Below are 15,862 nucleotides of genomic sequence, written 5' to 3' on the forward strand. Positions count from 1 at the left end.
CACCATCACCGGCCTGACCGTCACCGCAGGCGACGCCATCACCCAAGGCACCGTCCTCGCAGAAATCAAGTAGGGGAGTGTCCGATGACTGCCATCGCTGAATCGTTCGACGGTGGTACCTCGCCGGTGCATTCCACCGAGCTCGAAATCGTGTCCACGGTGCTGCGCATGGCGTCGGCCGCGCGGGTCCGTCTGGCGGAGGCACTGGACGCGCAGGGGCTGAGCTGGGCGAGGTACGAGGTGCTGGAACTGGTGTCCAGGCGAGGGCCGATGTCCTACAGTGCGCTGTCGCGGGAGTTGGTGCGGCACCGGACGAGTATCACCGCCACGACGGCCAGTCTCGTCGAGTCGGGGCTGTTGGTGCGGAGCGCCAATCCGCGAAATCGGCAGCAGTACATGGTCGAGGCCACCGACTCGGGGCACCGTGCGGTCACTCGGGCCGAGCGTGCGCTCGAACGCGCTCGGTCGAGGATGGCAGTCGATGCCGATTCTGCTCGGACGCTCGAGGTGTTGCGCGGCATCGAGAAGCAGTGGAACGGTCGGCGCTGACCGGCAGGTGACAACACCGGGCCGTCGGCTCTGAGTGCAAGTACCCCTGAGGTGATACCCCCAGGGGTACTTGCATACCCCCTTGGGTATGTGCGAAGGTGGGCACGTTCGATCGATCCGGGGGTTCGTCTGCCCCGATCGATACCCCCACCCGTATAGGAGCACCATGTCGCTGCGTGATGCCGAAGTTCTTCGTCCACCGGATGATCGGCCGGTAGCCGCGCCGGGCCTACTCGGCCGTGCGGGCGGGGCGATGGTGACCCATCGACGGTGGGTGTTCGGTGTGTGGCTCATCGCGCTCGTCGGCCTCGGTTCGTTAGCGCCCTCGGTGTTCTCGTCCCTCGCCGGAGCGGGATGGCAGGCGAACGGATCCGAATCCGTTCAGGTTCGAGAATTGGCCCAGCAGCACTTCGGTGGTAACTCCTCCGCCGCGGTGCAGGTGGTCGTCCACTCCGACGCAGAACCCATCACCGATCCCGCTGTTCGGAACGTGATTGCCGACGTGTCCGATGTGTTCGCCGGTGACACCAGATTCGGGGACGTCGTTGCGCCGCAACCGGGGATGACGATCAGCCCGGACGGCCGAACCGGCATCGTCATCGCCGGGGCGAACGGCACGACCGACGAGATGGTGAAGGCCGTCGACGATGTGAAGGAGCGGTTGACCGCGCTCTCGACCGACGGAATCGAGGTGTACCCCACCGGTTCGTCGGCCCTGTGGTCGGACTTCAACCAGGCGAACCACGACGCGATGATCCAAGCCGAATTGTTCTCGTGGCCGGTCACATTGGCGATCATGGTGCTTGCGTTCGGATCACTCGTCGCCGCCGGATTGCCGCTGCTGCTCACCGTTGCCGGTCTCGTCGCATCGGCTGGTGGTCTCGTTCTGCTCAACGGAGTCACGCCGATCTCGGTGTGGGCCATGAACTTCGCGATGATGTTCGCGCTCGCGCTGGGAATCGACTACGCGCTGTTCGTCGTCGCTCGATTCCGCGATGCGTTGCGTCACGCAGACCCTCGGGCGGCAGTGGCCGAAACCATGGACACCGCAGGCAAAGCCGTCGTGTTGTCCGGGCTGACGGTGCTGGTGAGTCTGTCCGCAGTGTTGCTGGTCCCCGCGCCTGCGGTGCGCACGATGGCTGTCGGAATCATGCTGGCCGTTGCCTTCGTGTTGCTGGCGACCATGACGCTGCTGCCTGCGGCACTGGGTGCGCTCGGCTCCAAGGTCGATGCCGCCTCGTTGCCGTACGCCAAGCGGCAGGAACATCGATCCCCGAAGTTCGCGGCCTGGGGCGAGTTGCTGCACAAGCACCCGTGGCCGTTCGCCGTGGTCTCCGTGGGAATTCTGATCGCCCTGGCCCTTCCGGTGCTGGGATTGAAGGTGGCGATGCCGTCGATCGCGGTGGTGCCGGAGGACGCACCGGTGCGCCAGGGCTACGAGCTCGTACAGGCCCAGTTCGGGCCGGGTGCACCGGGAGCGCTGCAGATCGTGGTTCCCGACGCCGATGCTCTCGGCACCGCGACCGCCGCTGCCGGGGTCGACGGGATCTCGATGGTGACTCCGCCACAGAGTGCGGCTGACGGTTCGGGATTTGCTCTGCTGCAAGCAATTCCGTCGGTGGATCCGTCCGACGAATCGATGGGTACCATTCTCGCCGATCTGCGATCCACGCTGCCCGATTCGGCACTCGTCGGCGGAGCACCCGCGGAGAACCTGGACCTTCAGCAGGCTCTGAACGACTACCTGCCGATCGTCGTCGGGATCATCCTGGTCCTCGGCTTCGTGCTGCTTCTGGTGGCGCTGCAGGCTCCGCTGATCGCGCTGCTCGGCACTCTGGTGAGCCTGCTGTCCACGGCGGCGGCCTTCGGAGTTGCCAAGTTGATCTTCCAGGACGGCCACGGCGCGTCACTGCTCGGTTTCACCCCGCAGGGATTCCTGGACGGCTGGGGTCCGGTGTTCTTCTTCGCGATGATCTTCGCGATCGCCATGGACTACACGGTTTTTCTGCTGGCCACCGCGAAGGAACACTACGAACGCTCGGGCGATTCCAAGGCTGCTCAGGTCGACGGCTTGGCCCACTCGGGGCGAGTCATCTTTGCTGCCGCGGCGGTGATGGTGGCAGTGTTCTTCACGTTCGCACTGTCGGATCCGTTGCCCCCGAAAGAGATGGGCATCATCCTGGGTGTTGCGGTACTGCTCGACGCGTTCCTGGTTCGACTCGTCCTGCTTCCGGTCCTGCTACGGCTGACCGGACACGGCGCGTGGTGGTCGCCGGCGTGGCTGCGTGCGGTGCTGCCCTCCATTCGCTTTTCGCACTGACACAACAATTTTCGAGGAGTCATCATGAACATCGCATTGTCCACCACACTGACCGACACCGATTTCGCCGACGCGATCGAGAGCACGAGAAAGGCGTTGTCGGAGCAGGGATTCGGAGTTCTCACCGAAATCGACATGCAGGCCACGTTGAAGGCCAAGCTCGGCGAGGACATGGAGCGCTACGTGATCCTGGGCGCGTGTAACCCGGGACTGGCTCATCGCGCCGTCGGAGTGATGAAGCAGATCGGTCTGCTGTTGCCGTGCAACGTCGTGGTCCGCGAGAACACGTCGGTAGCGGGGTCCGTCGTCGTCGAGGCGATGAACCCGGCCATCATGGTCGAGGTCACCGGTGAGCCCGAGTTGGGTGCCGTTGCCTCCGAGGCCACCGTGAAATTGCAGGCGGCGATCGCGGCACTGGGCGGTACCGGATCCGATCTCGCTTGATGCCCCCGGGGGTACCATCGGGTTCACTACCGCAACCACCGAGGAGATCGACATGATCGGCGACGAAGACAGCATCGCACTGGTACTGAACCGGCTCAAGCGCGCGCACGGTCAGCTCGCCGGCGTCATCGGGATGATCGAGAACGGACGCGATTGCAAGGATGTGGTCACTCAGCTCGCTGCTGTTTCCAGAGCGCTGGACAAGGCCGGATTCAAGATCGTGGCAACGGGCCTGCGTGAATGCATGACGGGCGAGAGTGCGGGGGAGAAGGAGCCGATGACCGAGGCCGAACTGGAGAAGCTGTTCCTGGCACTGGCCTGATCCCGTCCCGAATCCAACCGGGGAGTGTAGGGACAGCGAACAGTAGGAGTCGCGGTTGCTCGGTGACGGCGCTGTTGTTCGGCGTTCAGGTCGACATCCGGCGAATTCGTCTGCATACTTGACTTTGTCCAGAAAAGCGGAGGATAGTATTGCTGTGATGCCGATCTCACCGTACGCGGAGCTGTTACGCACCGCCGACATGCGCGTGACCCGTCCCAGGGTCGCGGTGCTCGAGGTCGTCGGATCCAATCCTCATGCAGACACCGACACGATCCTCGGACTCGTGCGATCGGTACTGCCCGAGGTGTCGCGGCAAACCGTGTACGACGTGCTCAATGCGTTGACCGCGGCGCGCCTGGTGCGGCGAATCGAACCGGCAGGATCTCCCGCTCGGTACGAGTCTCGCGTCGGCGACAACCACCACCACGCGGTGTGCCGCTCCTGTGGCGTCATCGCCGACGTGGACTGCGCGGTGGGCGAAACGCCATGTCTCACCGCATCGGACTCCGTCGGTTTCACGATCGACGAGGCGGAAGTCATCTACTGGGGCTTCTGCGCACAGTGTTCGACTGCTCGACGGCAGTCGACAGCTCCTGTTTCGTTCCCTCCCGGTTCTCGGACACAGCAGAGTTCGTGAACCGACCTCGATCACAGCCCGATCGTCACACCCTGGAAGGAAGCACGTGTCAGAAGATCACACAACACGCGAAAAAGAGATGAACGAGGATCAGCCACAGGAGTCGGGTGGCAAGTGTCCCGTCATGCACGACTCGATGCCGATGCCCGTCGAGGGCGGTAGCAACCGCGAGTGGTGGCCCAAGTCTCTGAACCTCAAGATTCTCAAGAAGAACCCGGCCGTCGGCGACCCGATGGGTGCCGACTACGACTATGCCGCCGAGTTCAACTCCCTCGACCTCGCCGAGGTCAAGCGCGACATCGAAGCGCTCATGACCAACTCGCAGCCCTGGTGGCCTGCCGACTTCGGTCACTACGGCCCCTTCTTCATCCGCATGGCGTGGCACGCCGCGGGCACCTACCGCAAGCAGGACGGACGCGGCGGTGCCGGAGCGGGCATGCAGCGCTTCGCACCCCTGAACAGCTGGCCGGACAACGCCAGCCTGGACAAGGCTCGCCGGCTGATCTGGCCGATCAAGCAGAAGTACGGCCGCAAGCTCTCCTGGGCCGACCTCATCGTGCTCACCGGCAACGTCGCGATCGAATCGATGGGTCTGCCCACCTACGGTTTCGCCGGCGGACGCGTCGACGCCTGGGAGCCGGACGAGGACGTCTACTGGGGCCCGGAGCAGACCTGGCTGGGCGACGAGCGCTACGACGGTGATCGTACGAGCCTCGAGAACCCGCTCGCCGCAGTGCAAATGGGTCTGATCTACGTCAACCCCGAAGGCCCCAACGGCAACCCGGACCCGGTGCAGTCCGCGCTGGACATCCGCGAGACCTTCGGCCGGATGGCCATGAACGACATCGAGACCGCGGCACTGGCCGTCGGTGGGCACACGTTCGGCAAGACGCACGGCGCAGCCGATCCCGACGAGCACATCGGTGCCGAGCCCGAGGGTGCACCCATCGAGCAGATGGGCCTCGGCTGGAAGAACAGCTACCAGAGCGGTGTCGGTGCGGACGCGATCACCAGTGGCCTCGAGGTCATCTGGACGCCCACGCCCACCCAGTGGGACAACAGCTTCCTCGAGACGCTGTACGGATTCGAGTGGGAGCTCTACAAGAGCCCCGCAGGCGCGCACCAGTGGCGTCCGAAGAACGGTGAGGGCGCAGATCTCGTTCCCGACCCCGCCGATCCCACCAAGCGTCGCCACCCGTCGATGCTGACCTCCGACATCGCGATGCGTGTCGACCCGATCTACGAGCAGATCACCCGTCGCTGGCTCGACCACCCCGAGGAGCTTGCAGAAGAGTTCCAGAAGGCCTGGTTCAAGCTCACCCACCGCGATATGGGACCGGTGTCGCGTTACCTCGGCCCCGAGGTTCCCTCGGAGACCCTGCTCTGGCAGGACCCGATCCCGGCCGTCGATCACGAGCTGATCGGTGAGGCGCAGATCGCCGAGCTCAAGCAGACGATCCTCGACTCCGAACTGACTCAGGATCAGCTGATTTCGGCTGCGTGGGCCGCGGCGTCGTCGTTCCGCGTCAGCGACAAGCGCGGCGGTGCCAACGGTGGCCGTCTGCGTCTGCAGCCGCAGGCAGGCTGGGAGGTCAACGAGCCCGACGAGATCGCACAGGTCATCCGCGTGCTCGAAGGCATCCAGCAGTCGTTCTCCGGGACGGTCTCGTTCGCCGACCTCGTCGTCCTCGGCGGCGTTGCCGCACTGGAGAAAGCGGCGGGAGTCAGCGTTCCGTTCACCCCGGGCCGCATGGATGCGACGCAGGAGCAGACGGACGTCGATTCGTTCTCCGACCTCGAGCCCAAGGCGGACGGTTTCCGTAACTTCCTCGGTAAGGGCCAGAAGCTTCCGGCGGAGTACTCCCTCGTCGATCGGGCAAACCTGTTGTCGCTCAGCGCACCCGAGATGACCGTGCTGGTCGGCGGACTGCGTGTGCTCGGAGTCAACTTCGGAAAGTCGTCGCACGGCGTCCTGACCGACAAGGTCGGAACGCTCACCAACGACTTCTTCGTCAACCTCCTCGACATGGGCACCGAATGGGTCCCCACCGCTGAGGACGGCATCTACGAGGCCAAGGATGCCGCGACCGGTGAGACGAAGTGGACCGGAACCCGTAACGACCTGGTGTTCGGATCGAACTCCGAATTGCGCGCTCTCGCCGAGGTTTACGCCTGCGACGACGCCAAGGACAAGTTCGTTCAGGACTTCGTGGCGGCGTGGGACAAGGTCATGATGCTCGATCGGTTCGAGCTGGCCTGACCTTCTCTACCGAACTCGAAGTTATGGATGGAAACCGTGCTCGATCCATCCATAGCTTCGAGTTCGTCGTTACCGGTCCGTGACCTTTCGTTGCCGATTCGTGTCCTCGGTCCCCGGCTCGCTGCAATTCGCGAGCGGCAAGCTACAAGACATGACACACGACGAGGGGGCGGCAGGAGCCGTCGACCACAACATGGACGAATCACGCAAGGGAGCATCCGGCTTCGGGTCGTTCCTGGAGATGTTCCAGGATGCCTCCACCGACAAATCCGACATCGAGCGCTGAATCCTCAGCGAGTACCGATCGTGTTGGTAACCGATCCGATCCGTTCGATGCTCAGTTCGACGCGATCGCCCGGGGCTATCCAGCGGTCGAGCTCCAGGCCGCATCCGCGGGGAAGCGTGCCGGAGGTCAACAACTCACCGGGGTAGACGTTCTCGCCGCGACTGGCGTACGCGAGTGATTCTCCGATCGAGTACCGCATGCCTGCGGTGCCCGTGGTCGACCACACTTCGTCGTCGACCGTCACGGTGGCCGTCAACGAGTCCAGATACGGTGACACCTCGTCGGCGGTGACGATGTCGGCTCCCATGGAGCTGGCGAAGGTCTTGGTCTTGACCACCGGGCCGAACGGGGTGCGGCGCTGCTCCTCCCACTGGGTGTCGCGAGCACTGATGTCGTCGAACACCACGTACCCACCGATCGCTGCGGTGGCTTCCCGCTCGGACACATCGCGAACGGGCCTGGTCACCACGGCTCCGAACTCGAGCTCGAAATCCAGTGCCCGGCTGTAGGACGGCCACTCGACCGGAGCTTCGTCGGCGACGACGGTGAGGTGATTGCCCGTGTAGTAGACCGGATGGTCGTCGAATCCCGGTCCCGGACGGAGTGCAGGAAACGTCGCCCGTGTGACGGCCTCGAACCCGCGGATGAAGGGGACCGCTCTCGGGAGGTTGCGGCGAACCAGGTTGTGCGCAGCCAGATCCCAGTGCGCCTCCCAGCCGAGGAAGCACCGAAGCGACGCAGGAACCACCGGCAGTGTCGGTGCCGGTCGGTCGATCACCGCAACTCCCTCGGACACCGCGCGCTGCACCACGGACCGAGCCGAGTCGCGCGCACGTTCGCCGGCGTCGAGAAATCCGAGCACCGTGCGGGTGAGTGGGCGCAGAGCCTCGTCGGCACCCAGCGTCGACACTGCAGCATCGAGATCGACCCAGGCACCGAACTCGGGTGCGTACACGGCCAGACGATCTGTCGAGTCGGCAGCGATCAGGCGTCGCAATCGCACGTCAGGAATCCGATCTTCGCGGGAGGGGGCCCTACAACGGTTGAGGAACCAGGAGTGTAAGCGGCAGTACGGCCGCGATGTCAAGGCCTGTTCGTCGAGGACTAGCGTGGACACATGAGATCGCCTGTTCCCGAATACCTCGCATCCGTGTTGGAGGACTGTCGAGAGTTCGACGGCGGGACCGTGACCGAGGGCAACCCGGTAGTGGCCTCGGCGGATCCCGACACGTTCGCGGTCGCACTCGCCACCGTCGGGGGATCGCTGCACGGAGCGGGCGATACCGACACCGAATTCTCGATCCAATCGATAGCCAAAGCGGTCGCGTATGCGCTCGCCATCGAGGACAACGGCATCGAGGCGGTGCTCGAGGCCGTCGACGTCGAACCGTCGGGCGACTCGTTCAACGAGATTTCGCTGGAAGTCGAGACCGGAAGGCCGCGGAACCCGTTGATCAATGCCGGTGCGCTGGCAGTGCATTCGATGATTCGAGGCCACGGGAGCGAAGAGCGGGCGGGGCGAATGTCGGACCTTCTGAGCAGGATGGCAGGCCGCGAACTCTCCGTCGACCGTCAGGTGTACGAGGCCGAACTCAAATCCGACGACCGGAACACCGCGATCGCGCACCTGCTGAAGTCGGTCGGCCACCTCGGAGCCGAGCCCGCCGATGTCGTCGACGGCTATGCGCGTCAGTGTGCGGTGACCGTGACCTGTAACGACCTGGCCCGGATCGCCGCGGTGATGGCGAACGGCGGCAAAGATCCTCGGACGGGCGAGCAGACACTCGATTCGGCGATCGATCGTCACGTACTGGCGGTCATGGCGACCTGTGGAATGTACGACGGCAGTGGCAGCTGGCTCGCGACCGTGGGTATACCCGCCAAGAGCGGGGTGGCCGGGGCGATCATCGGTGTGTTGCCGGGTCAGGTGGGTATTGCCGTCGTCTCACCCAGACTGAACGAGCATGGCAACAGTGTGCGCGGGGTGGCGGTGTTCGAGAGACTCTCGCGCGATCTGGGCCTGCACATGATGAACGTCGCGCCCAGCGGTGAATCGGCCATCCGCAGCGTGACCGAGGCGGACGGCGTGACCACCGTGGAGCTGCAGGGCGATCTTCGGTTCGCGGGTGCAGAGGCGGTCACGTCCCGTTTGGTCGCCGATGTCGGCGAAAACACCTGTACTACAGTCGATTTCAGTGAGGTACGTGCCATGGACGGCGCGGCTCGACGGCTCCTGCGCGATGCGTTTCGCGCCCTGGACGACGACGGACATCGGGTCGTCGCTCACGACCCCGACGGATTCATGGAGTCGCCCGACCGGTCAGAGTCGGCCGGCGAGAATCATGTTCCAGTAGGACAGCGGTAGGCCGTATCGGTCGAAGGCCCAGGCCGAGCGCCTCGGCTTCAGCGAATCGAGGAACGACGGCAACGACGGCGTCAGGGTTCCGGTGCGGTCGAACTCGGCGGCGATCAAGCTGTGTGCGCCGACGGCGATGGGGGCAACGGTGTAGCCGTCGTACTCCGACAACGGTTTCCCGCTACGCGCTGCGATCAGATTGTCGACGAGAATCGAAATCTGTTTGCGCAGTGCGCCACCCGAGGAGTCGGTGTCGATGGCTGCTCCGTCACCCGCGGCCCAGACCTCCGGATACACCCGGTGGCGCAGAGTCCGACCGTCGTTGTCGACGACACCGTGCGCCGCAGATCCGGTCAGGTTCGACTCCTCCAGCCACGTCGGACCGCGGAACGGCGGTACGAGGTGCAGCATGTCGTAGCGGATGCGATCGTCGACGCCGTCGTTGTCCGTGACGGTGATGTGTCCGGTCTCCGGATGCAGAGCCGTCACTGCGGTGCGGGGGAGTATTCGCACGCCGAGCTCGCGTAGTCGCCCGACGACGATGGCGTCGAGCTCGGGATTGCCCAACATTCGATGTCGATCCACCACCAGTGTGATGTCGATTCCTGGCAGGCGCCCGCTGCGCATCCAGTGGTCCGCTGCGAGAAACAACGGCTTGAGCGTGGTGCCGGTACAGCCCACCGGTGGGCGGGGCACTGTGAACACAGCACTGCTGCCGACGGGGAGGTCGCGTGTCAGTTGCCAGGTGGCTTCTGCTCGGTCGAGGTAATTGCTTGCAACACCGGGGAATTCGAGTGCCGCGTGTACTCCGGGCAGGGCGTCGGTGTCCACCACGAGACCCTGGCCGAGAACGAGGTCTCGATAGCCGTACGCCCTGCCGGACGTGCATCGCACCAGACGGTTCACCGGATCGATCGCTGTCACCGAGTCTTCCAGCCAGACGCATCCGGTTGGAATCACCGAACGCTGTGTGCGTTCCGCCTCGGTCAGCGCTGCCTGACCGGAGCCCACGTAGGACAGCAGTGGACGGTACGTGTGCACGTGCTCGGGCTCGATGACAGCGACGTCGGAGATGCCCTTCTTCAGCAGTCGCGCAGCCGCGCTGATGCCTGCGTTGCCTCCGCCGACGACGAGCACGTCGTAGGTCTTGCTCGGGGTGGTCACTTACGACACCTCTCGCGAATCGACAGGCCATACCGTCGCCGAACGGATCACCTGGTGTCTGCTACCGGTGCCGCCACGGACTCGGTCGTCGAGCGACGAACGTCGACTCGCTCCGGTACGAGACCGATGACGGACTGCTGCAGATCTGGTGAAAGCACCACTGCCAGTTTCTGATTCCATCGTCCGAGTCGGATGGAGGTGGCGTCGAGCACGGAGCGGACGCCTGTGGCGACGCCTGCCACCGAGGACAGATCGAGGATCAACGTGCGTCCGCGTTCGGCGGCCTCGCCGAGTGTTTCGGCGAGAACGGGGACGTCCGCGTCACCGATCGTTCCGATCACTCGCACGATGATGTCGGCACCCGCGCTCTCGTTCACCGACAGCGTCATCTCGGGTTCGAGACTCGACGACTCGGACAGCGACGGAACGACTTCCGCGAGGCGTGGCGTAATGGACGGTACGACGATCATGGACACTCCTGTGCAGCCGAACTCCTCACCGGGTGCACGTGAGAAATCGACAGTCGACATTCGGGGACGGCGGGCTACTCCTCAACCACGCTCGACAGGACTACCCCGGGAGGCCGGATCGTAAGCATCGAGACAGCAACGGGTTTGACTGCGAGTCTCACGGGAATACGACTTCGATCGCTACACCGTGGGAGGCACGCCGATGACGACAGCCGAAACCGAATCCGCCAGAACCCTGGCGGCCGTGCACGCCGATCCCGGAGTGTACGAACCGCAGGAGGATTCGCTATTGCTGTGCGATATCGCCGCCACGACGGGCATCGTTCCCGGTGCGCGAGTGCTCGACATGTGCACCGGCAGCGGTGCCGTGGCCATCACCGCCGCACTGTTGGGTGCGCGTGAGGTCGTCGCGTTCGACATTTCCGCACGGGCCGTCGACTGCGCGCAGCGCAACGCGCGCTCGGTGGGCGTCGAGGTGGACGTCAGGTTGGGTTCCCTTGCCGAGGCGGACGCACTCGAATCGTTCGACGTCGTGCTGTGCAATCCTCCGTACGTTCCGTCCGAGGTAGAGCCGACCGGAATGGGGCTTCACCGGGCCTGGGACGCAGGCGAGGACGGCCGCATGGTGCTCGACCCGCTGTGTCTGGCAGCCGCCTCGCTGTTGGTTCCGGGTGGGATACTGCTGGTCGTACATTCCGAGTTCTCGGGGCCGCGACGCACCGTCGCCATGCTCGCGGACAACGGATTCTCGGTCGTCGAAGAGAGCAGGCAATCCATCGATTTCGGCCCGGTGATGCACCGCCGTGCCGAGTGGCTCGAAGCCCGCGGTCTGTTGGCTCCGGGGCGTCGAACGGAGGAGTTGGTGGTGATTCGTGGCGACAAGCGATGACTCGGCCGGCAAGCGGACGACGGTGAGAATCGTTCGTGGTGGCCCGATGCTGATCGACGGACCGGTGAACATCGAACTCGACGACGGCACGAAAGTGGAGTCGGACCGCTTCGTCGTTGCGGTGTGCACGTGCAAGCGGAGCAAGAGCTATCCGCTGTGCGACACGAGCCACCGCGCGAAGAGGCGACCCTCTCAGTCCAGCGAGGACTGACCGGCCGACCATCGCCGCATCACGTGGTCGGCGAGTTCGTTCTCGACGAAATCCAGTGCGCGCATTCCGAACACCACATCTGCTTCGAGTTCGGGCTCGTGGCGAAGGAGAGTGCCGACCACATCGTGACGTAGCACCTGCTCGTGCACGGCGTCCGCCTCGACGTGCTCGGCGTAGAACGCGATGCATGCCGACGGTGCATCGAGCCTCTGCAGTCCCTGCACGTAGCGCTGCGAGCCGGGCGACGACGTGATCTCGGTTGCCGCCAAGTGGCCCACGGTGGCACCGCGCAGCCCCCGATGCAAACCGAACAACGACATGAGATTGACCCAGGCCAGTGTCTGTGCCGGGACGCGATCGACATAACCGAGATACGTCGGATCGAGATCGGCCGCCACCATCGATTCGGCCCACAGATGCTGGTGCAGGCGGTCGCCCTTGCCGCCGCCGTACTCATCGAATTCGACCGCGACGTAGGAGGCCTTGGTCTGGCCCGTCAGACGGGGGATGGCCCACGCGTGCGGGTCGGCTTCCTTGAGGTGGTAGACGGACCGATGCACGAAGTACTCGCGCATCTGCTCCCACGAACCTTCGTCGCGAAGGAACCACGAGGGGCCGCTCCCCGAGGTCGCTTCGATCGACAGCGCGTCCATCTCCGCGACTGCGTCGGTGCCGGGTTCCACGTTCTCTCGCACGTATCGCAGAAAAGCGGATTCCAGCCCTCCTCGTAGGCGGAGGAGCTCGGGGTCCCACTCCCAGGCGTCGTCCACGCCCTCGAACCCGCGGTAGTGCAGTTCGTAGCAGATCAGAAGCGCGAGTTGCGCGTCTCGGGACGTGGGATCGGCCTCGATCGGATCGGGCATCACCGGGGTTCCGGTCGGCACACCCGCGGCCAGCGACCGGGTGACGGCTTCCGAGATCGGCCCGCAGGGGGTGGGTAGGGCGGGAGATCGAGCGGTGGACGGATCGACTGAGAACAACGCGGTCATAGTGGTGGCTACCCGCTGCCGGGCGGTACCAACCACTGCAGGCATATGTGTTTGTGACCTGTCACAACAGGCAATGCGCAGTGCAGCGACATCGAACTTCGAAGTCGCTTCGATGGAAGGACGTCATGCGCGCAGTGACCTGGCAGGGCAAGAGAAAAGTCAGCGTCGACACCGTTCCCGATCCGCGGATAGAGCTTCCGACGGACGCGATCGTGAAGATCACGACCACCAACATTTGCGGCTCGGACCTGCATCTGTACGAAACGCTCGGAGCCTTCATGGACGAAGGTGACGTTCTGGGGCACGAGCCGATGGGCATCGTCGAGGAAGTTGGGTCGCAGACAGGCGATCTGGCAGTCGGAGACCGAGTGGTCATTCCGTTCCAGATCTCGTGCGGACACTGCTACATGTGCAATTCGAGCCTGTACACCCAGTGCGAGACCACACAGGTTCGCGAACAGGGAATGGGCGCGGCACTGTTCGGCTTCTCCAAGCTCTACGGTCAGGTCCCCGGTGGGCAGGCCGAGTACCTCCGTGTGCCGCAGGCGCAGTTCACGCACATCAAGGTGCCGGAGGGACCGCCGGATTCGCGATTCGTATACCTCTCCGACGTACTGCCCACCGCTTGGCAGTCGGTCGAGTACGCGGCGATTCCCGACGGGGGATCGGTGACGGTTCTCGGTCTCGGGCCCATCGGCGACATGGCAGCACGCATCGCGCAGCACAAGGGCGCACGAGTGATCGCCGTCGACCTGGTCCCCGAGCGCCTCGCCCGCGCCGCGGCACGGGGTATCGAGACGGTGAACCTGGCCGAGCACAGCGGTGGCGTCGGCGACGTCATTCGTGAGATGACCGACGGCAGGGGTACCGATTCCGTCATCGATGCGGTGGGCATGGAAGCGCACGGATCTCCGGTCGGCAAACTCGCTCAGCAGATCGTCGGCATGCTCCCCGATGCCGTTGCTGCGCCGATGATGCAGAAGGCCGGTGTCGATCGACTGGGCGCGCTGTACTCTGCGATCGACATCGTTCGACGCGGCGGAACCATCTCGATCATCGGTGTGTACGGCGGTATGGCCGATCCGCTGCCGCTGATGACCATGTTCGACAAGCAGATTCAGCTCCGCATGGGCCAGGCGAACGTCAAGAGGTGGGTGGACGACATCATGCCGCTGCTCGGCGACGACGACCCGCTCGGTGTCGATTCGTTTGCCACACACGAGCTTTCGCTCGACGAAGCCCCGCACGCATACGAGATCTTCCAGAAGAAGCAGGACGGTGCCATCAAGGTGTTGCTCAAGCCCTAGCGGGTTGCTTCGAATACAGCGATGCGGCCCGGAAGTTCACGGGCCGCATCGGTATTCGCAGAAGGTCAGTCGACCGAGATGACGTCCTTGGCGATTGCTGCCACGCGCGTCTGTCCTGCGGACACGACTCCGTGGCGGTTCTTGTGTGCCTCTTCGTACGCCACGACGGTGCGAACGTCGGTCGGGTTCGTGAGGTCCTTGATGGCGGCAACGGCGTCCGAGACGTTCAGGTCGTCGTAGTCCGCGATCGGCAGCTCGTCGGCATCCAGGGTTCCGCTGGCCGACCGTGCGGTGTGGATCGCGTCGGCGACGGTGTCGACTCCCTCGCTACGAGTGACGTCCTCGGCTGCCTCGAGTGCTGCATCGCGGCTCGCCGTCAGCGTCTTGACTGCCACGTCACCGGCGTGAGCTCCGCGGCCCAGCAGAGCGGCGAGGCGATCCGGGGTGGCTCGGGCTGCGTCCAGTGCGCGGTCGAGACCGCGGGCCGACCAGGTTGCCGGAGCGTTGACGATCTTGACTGCGGTGCCCGTGGCGGCCTGGAACGGAGTGCGGCGTAGCGCTGCGGGTCCGCCGAGTGCGTCTTCGGCGAGCACGGTTTCGAGCCACTCCACCGTTGCGCTGTGTGCTGTGGCCAGCCGGGTCGCCAACGCGACGACGGTGGGCTCGTTAGCTGCCGTGGCCAGTGCCTTGATGTACTTGGCGCGGCCCAGCAGCTGCTGCTCGAGTGCGAGATCGCCCAGCAGGGCCTCGTCGAACGGCTGCGCCTGCTCCGCGACCGTCTTGACGGCGGCGAGTGTGCGCCCCAGGAACGGTGCGACCAGTTCGGGTAGTCCGCCGAGTCCGCGGATTGCTTCTTCGATGGCTGCCGCGCGCTCACGGCCGTTCGCGGCGTTCTGAGTCAACTCCCTGCGTACCGCCTCGGTGCGCGCCTGAACGACGCGAGTTTCCGCGATCTGAATTTCGGTGTTCGTCAACTGCAGTGCAACACGCAACTGCGCGATCAACGTGGATGTGCTCATGGTGCTCCCCTTTCGGTTCGGTGGTCGTTTGCTCTGGCCGATGCCTGTGGGTCACAGCGTGATGCTCGGCCCTGGCAGCAGCGTTACCCGTCGGTAGGTTCGGTCAAACTGATGTATCCGATGTGTGAACATCGACACGTACCCCTCGGTCTCGACCCGGGCGCGTGGACTCCGCCGGTTTCGATCGGCTGCCGAGTGGACATCCGACATCGATGAACACCGAGCTGTACACAGCAACTGTCTCTGCCACCGCGACGGGAGTCACCTCCGACGACGGGGTTCTGTCCCTCGGTGTGCGAGAACCGAAGCAACTCGGAGGGCCGGGGGAGCACACCAACCCCGAGCAACTGATGGCTGCCGCTCTGTCGAGCTGCCTGGTCGAGTCTCTGCGTATCGCGCTCGGAACCGTCGGCGGTAGCGTCGACGACCTCGCAGTGAAGGGCACCGTCGTACTCACCGACTCGGATGCATCCGGCTACGACGCCACGTTCGCCCTCGCAGTATCTCTTCCCGGCACCGACGATCCCGAAGCGGTACTGGCGCAGGCAACCTCGATCTGCCCGTTTCTGAAGGTCATCGATGGTGTGGACATCACCCTTGAATGACGCCGTTGCGGTCGGCGCGTTACTCGGTGCTCGC

The 15,862-nt window shown here is 64.6% G+C and carries 17 protein-coding genes; 12 read left to right on the forward strand and 5 right to left on the reverse strand.

Features of this window, described 5'->3' with window-relative positions; all coding sequences use genetic code 11:
- Positions 1-84: 84 nt before the first annotated feature.
- The 7 genes from CH273_RS22825 to CH273_RS28295 all read left to right on the forward strand — a co-directional run bounded on the left by CH273_RS22825 (position 85) and on the right by CH273_RS28295 (position 6,818).
- Positions 85-549 (forward strand): MarR family transcriptional regulator, encoded by a 465-nt coding sequence (locus CH273_RS22825; RefSeq protein WP_052050232.1) that lies wholly within the window; start codon positions 85-87, stop codon positions 547-549.
- A 166-nt stretch (positions 550-715) separates the two neighbouring features.
- Positions 716-2,869: an MMPL family transporter gene (locus CH273_RS22830; RefSeq protein WP_032397637.1), complete on the forward strand. Its 2,154-nt coding sequence runs from the start codon at positions 716-718 to the stop codon at positions 2,867-2,869.
- 24 nt (positions 2,870-2,893) lie between these two features.
- Complete coding sequence (locus CH273_RS22835; RefSeq protein WP_032397636.1) at positions 2,894-3,313, forward strand: DUF302 domain-containing protein; 420 nt, start codon at positions 2,894-2,896, stop codon at positions 3,311-3,313.
- Between the two features lie 52 nt (positions 3,314-3,365).
- Positions 3,366-3,635, forward strand: coding sequence for a metal-sensitive transcriptional regulator (locus CH273_RS22840; RefSeq protein ID WP_032397635.1), 270 nt, complete (start codon positions 3,366-3,368; stop codon positions 3,633-3,635).
- 157 nt (positions 3,636-3,792) lie between these two features.
- Complete coding sequence (locus CH273_RS22845) at positions 3,793-4,272, forward strand: Fur family transcriptional regulator (RefSeq protein ID WP_032397634.1); 480 nt, start codon at positions 3,793-3,795, stop codon at positions 4,270-4,272.
- Between the two features lie 79 nt (positions 4,273-4,351).
- A complete protein-coding gene (gene katG / locus CH273_RS22850) occupies positions 4,352-6,532 on the forward strand; it encodes a catalase/peroxidase HPI (protein WP_230597033.1) in 2,181 nt (726 codons plus the stop codon).
- Between the two features lie 151 nt (positions 6,533-6,683).
- Positions 6,684-6,818, forward strand: a complete 135-nt coding sequence (locus CH273_RS28295; protein ID WP_254923937.1) for a hypothetical protein — start codon at positions 6,684-6,686, stop codon at positions 6,816-6,818.
- 4 nt (positions 6,819-6,822) lie between these two features.
- Here CH273_RS28295 and CH273_RS22860 read toward each other — a convergent pair whose 3' ends face one another.
- Positions 6,823-7,821, reverse strand: coding sequence for a fumarylacetoacetate hydrolase family protein (locus tag CH273_RS22860; protein WP_032397631.1), 999 nt, complete (start codon positions 7,819-7,821; stop codon positions 6,823-6,825).
- 114 nt (positions 7,822-7,935) lie between these two features.
- Here CH273_RS22860 and glsA point away from each other — a divergent pair, with 114 nt between their 5' ends.
- Positions 7,936-9,183 carry a glutaminase A gene (glsA, locus tag CH273_RS22865; RefSeq protein ID WP_032397630.1) on the forward strand — a complete coding sequence of 416 codons (1,248 nt, stop codon included), beginning with the start codon at positions 7,936-7,938 and terminating at the stop codon, positions 9,181-9,183.
- Here the strand turns inward: glsA and CH273_RS22870 are convergent.
- Both CH273_RS22870 and CH273_RS22875 read right to left on the reverse strand, forming a co-directional pair.
- Positions 9,139-10,338, reverse strand: a complete 1,200-nt coding sequence (locus CH273_RS22870; protein ID WP_032397629.1) for an NAD(P)/FAD-dependent oxidoreductase — start codon at positions 10,336-10,338, stop codon at positions 9,139-9,141. The genes glsA and CH273_RS22870 overlap by 45 nt on opposite strands.
- A 47-nt stretch (positions 10,339-10,385) precedes the next feature.
- A complete protein-coding gene (locus tag CH273_RS22875; protein ID WP_143546259.1) occupies positions 10,386-10,808 on the reverse strand; it encodes a hypothetical protein in 423 nt (140 codons plus the stop codon).
- Between the two features lie 202 nt (positions 10,809-11,010).
- Between CH273_RS22875 and CH273_RS22880 the strand changes: the two genes are divergently transcribed.
- Positions 11,011-11,697, forward strand: coding sequence for a HemK2/MTQ2 family protein methyltransferase (locus CH273_RS22880; RefSeq protein ID WP_032397627.1), 687 nt, complete (start codon positions 11,011-11,013; stop codon positions 11,695-11,697).
- Between the two features lie 46 nt (positions 11,698-11,743).
- A complete protein-coding gene (locus CH273_RS22885; protein WP_082074008.1) occupies positions 11,744-11,908 on the forward strand; it encodes a CDGSH iron-sulfur domain-containing protein in 165 nt (54 codons plus the stop codon).
- Here CH273_RS22885 and CH273_RS22890 read toward each other — a convergent pair.
- Complete coding sequence (locus CH273_RS22890; RefSeq protein ID WP_032397625.1) at positions 11,890-12,897, reverse strand: iron-containing redox enzyme family protein; 1,008 nt, start codon at positions 12,895-12,897, stop codon at positions 11,890-11,892. The genes CH273_RS22885 and CH273_RS22890 overlap by 19 nt on opposite strands.
- 125 nt (positions 12,898-13,022) lie before the next feature.
- On the opposite strand from CH273_RS22890, the gene CH273_RS22895 reads away from it, so the two are divergent.
- The gene (locus CH273_RS22895) at positions 13,023-14,204 is read left to right on the forward strand and encodes a zinc-dependent alcohol dehydrogenase (RefSeq protein WP_032397624.1); all 1,182 of its coding nucleotides are present in this window, start codon (positions 13,023-13,025) and stop codon (positions 14,202-14,204) included.
- Positions 14,205-14,269: 65 nt separating this feature from the next.
- Here the strand turns inward: CH273_RS22895 and CH273_RS22900 are convergent, their stop codons facing one another.
- Positions 14,270-15,223 carry a hypothetical protein gene (locus tag CH273_RS22900; protein WP_032397623.1) on the reverse strand — a complete coding sequence of 318 codons (954 nt, stop codon included), beginning with the start codon at positions 15,221-15,223 and terminating at the stop codon, positions 14,270-14,272.
- A 212-nt stretch (positions 15,224-15,435) separates the two neighbouring features.
- Between CH273_RS22900 and CH273_RS22905 the strand changes: the two genes are divergently transcribed.
- Entirely contained in the window at positions 15,436-15,828 is a 393-nt protein-coding gene (locus CH273_RS22905) for an OsmC family protein (RefSeq protein ID WP_032398274.1), read from the forward strand.
- Positions 15,829-15,862 lie beyond the last annotated feature (34 nt).

It is taken from the genome of Rhodococcus sp. 05-339-2 (assembly GCF_002258965.1).
GTDB lineage: Bacteria > Actinomycetota > Actinomycetes > Mycobacteriales > Mycobacteriaceae > Rhodococcoides.

Excerpts from the sequence above, each read along its gene's own strand:
- CH273_RS22825 (WP_052050232.1), top strand. The coding sequence starts at position 85 with ATGACTGCCATCGCTGAATCGTTCGACGGTGGTACCTCGCCGGTGCAT.
- CH273_RS22830 (WP_032397637.1), top strand. The coding sequence starts at position 716 with ATGTCGCTGCGTGATGCCGAAGTTCTTCGTCCACCGGATGATCGGCCG.
- CH273_RS22835 (WP_032397636.1), top strand. The coding sequence starts at position 2,894 with ATGAACATCGCATTGTCCACCACACTGACCGACACCGATTTCGCCGAC.
- CH273_RS22840 (WP_032397635.1), top strand. The coding sequence starts at position 3,366 with ATGATCGGCGACGAAGACAGCATCGCACTGGTACTGAACCGGCTCAAG.
- CH273_RS22845 (WP_032397634.1), top strand. The coding sequence starts at position 3,793 with ATGCCGATCTCACCGTACGCGGAGCTGTTACGCACCGCCGACATGCGC.
- katG (WP_230597033.1), top strand. The coding sequence starts at position 4,352 with ATGAACGAGGATCAGCCACAGGAGTCGGGTGGCAAGTGTCCCGTCATG.
- CH273_RS28295 (WP_254923937.1), top strand. The coding sequence starts at position 6,684 with ATGACACACGACGAGGGGGCGGCAGGAGCCGTCGACCACAACATGGAC.
- glsA (WP_032397630.1), top strand. The coding sequence starts at position 7,936 with ATGAGATCGCCTGTTCCCGAATACCTCGCATCCGTGTTGGAGGACTGT.
- CH273_RS22875 (WP_143546259.1), bottom strand. The coding sequence starts at position 10,808 with ATGATCGTCGTACCGTCCATTACGCCACGCCTCGCGGAAGTCGTTCCG.
- CH273_RS22880 (WP_032397627.1), top strand. The coding sequence starts at position 11,011 with ATGACGACAGCCGAAACCGAATCCGCCAGAACCCTGGCGGCCGTGCAC.
- CH273_RS22885 (WP_082074008.1), top strand. The coding sequence starts at position 11,744 with ATGCTGATCGACGGACCGGTGAACATCGAACTCGACGACGGCACGAAA.
- CH273_RS22890 (WP_032397625.1), bottom strand. The coding sequence starts at position 12,897 with ATGACCGCGTTGTTCTCAGTCGATCCGTCCACCGCTCGATCTCCCGCC.
- CH273_RS22895 (WP_032397624.1), top strand. The coding sequence starts at position 13,023 with ATGCGCGCAGTGACCTGGCAGGGCAAGAGAAAAGTCAGCGTCGACACC.
- CH273_RS22900 (WP_032397623.1), bottom strand. The coding sequence starts at position 15,223 with ATGAGCACATCCACGTTGATCGCGCAGTTGCGTGTTGCACTGCAGTTG.
- CH273_RS22905 (WP_032398274.1), top strand. The coding sequence starts at position 15,436 with ATGAACACCGAGCTGTACACAGCAACTGTCTCTGCCACCGCGACGGGA.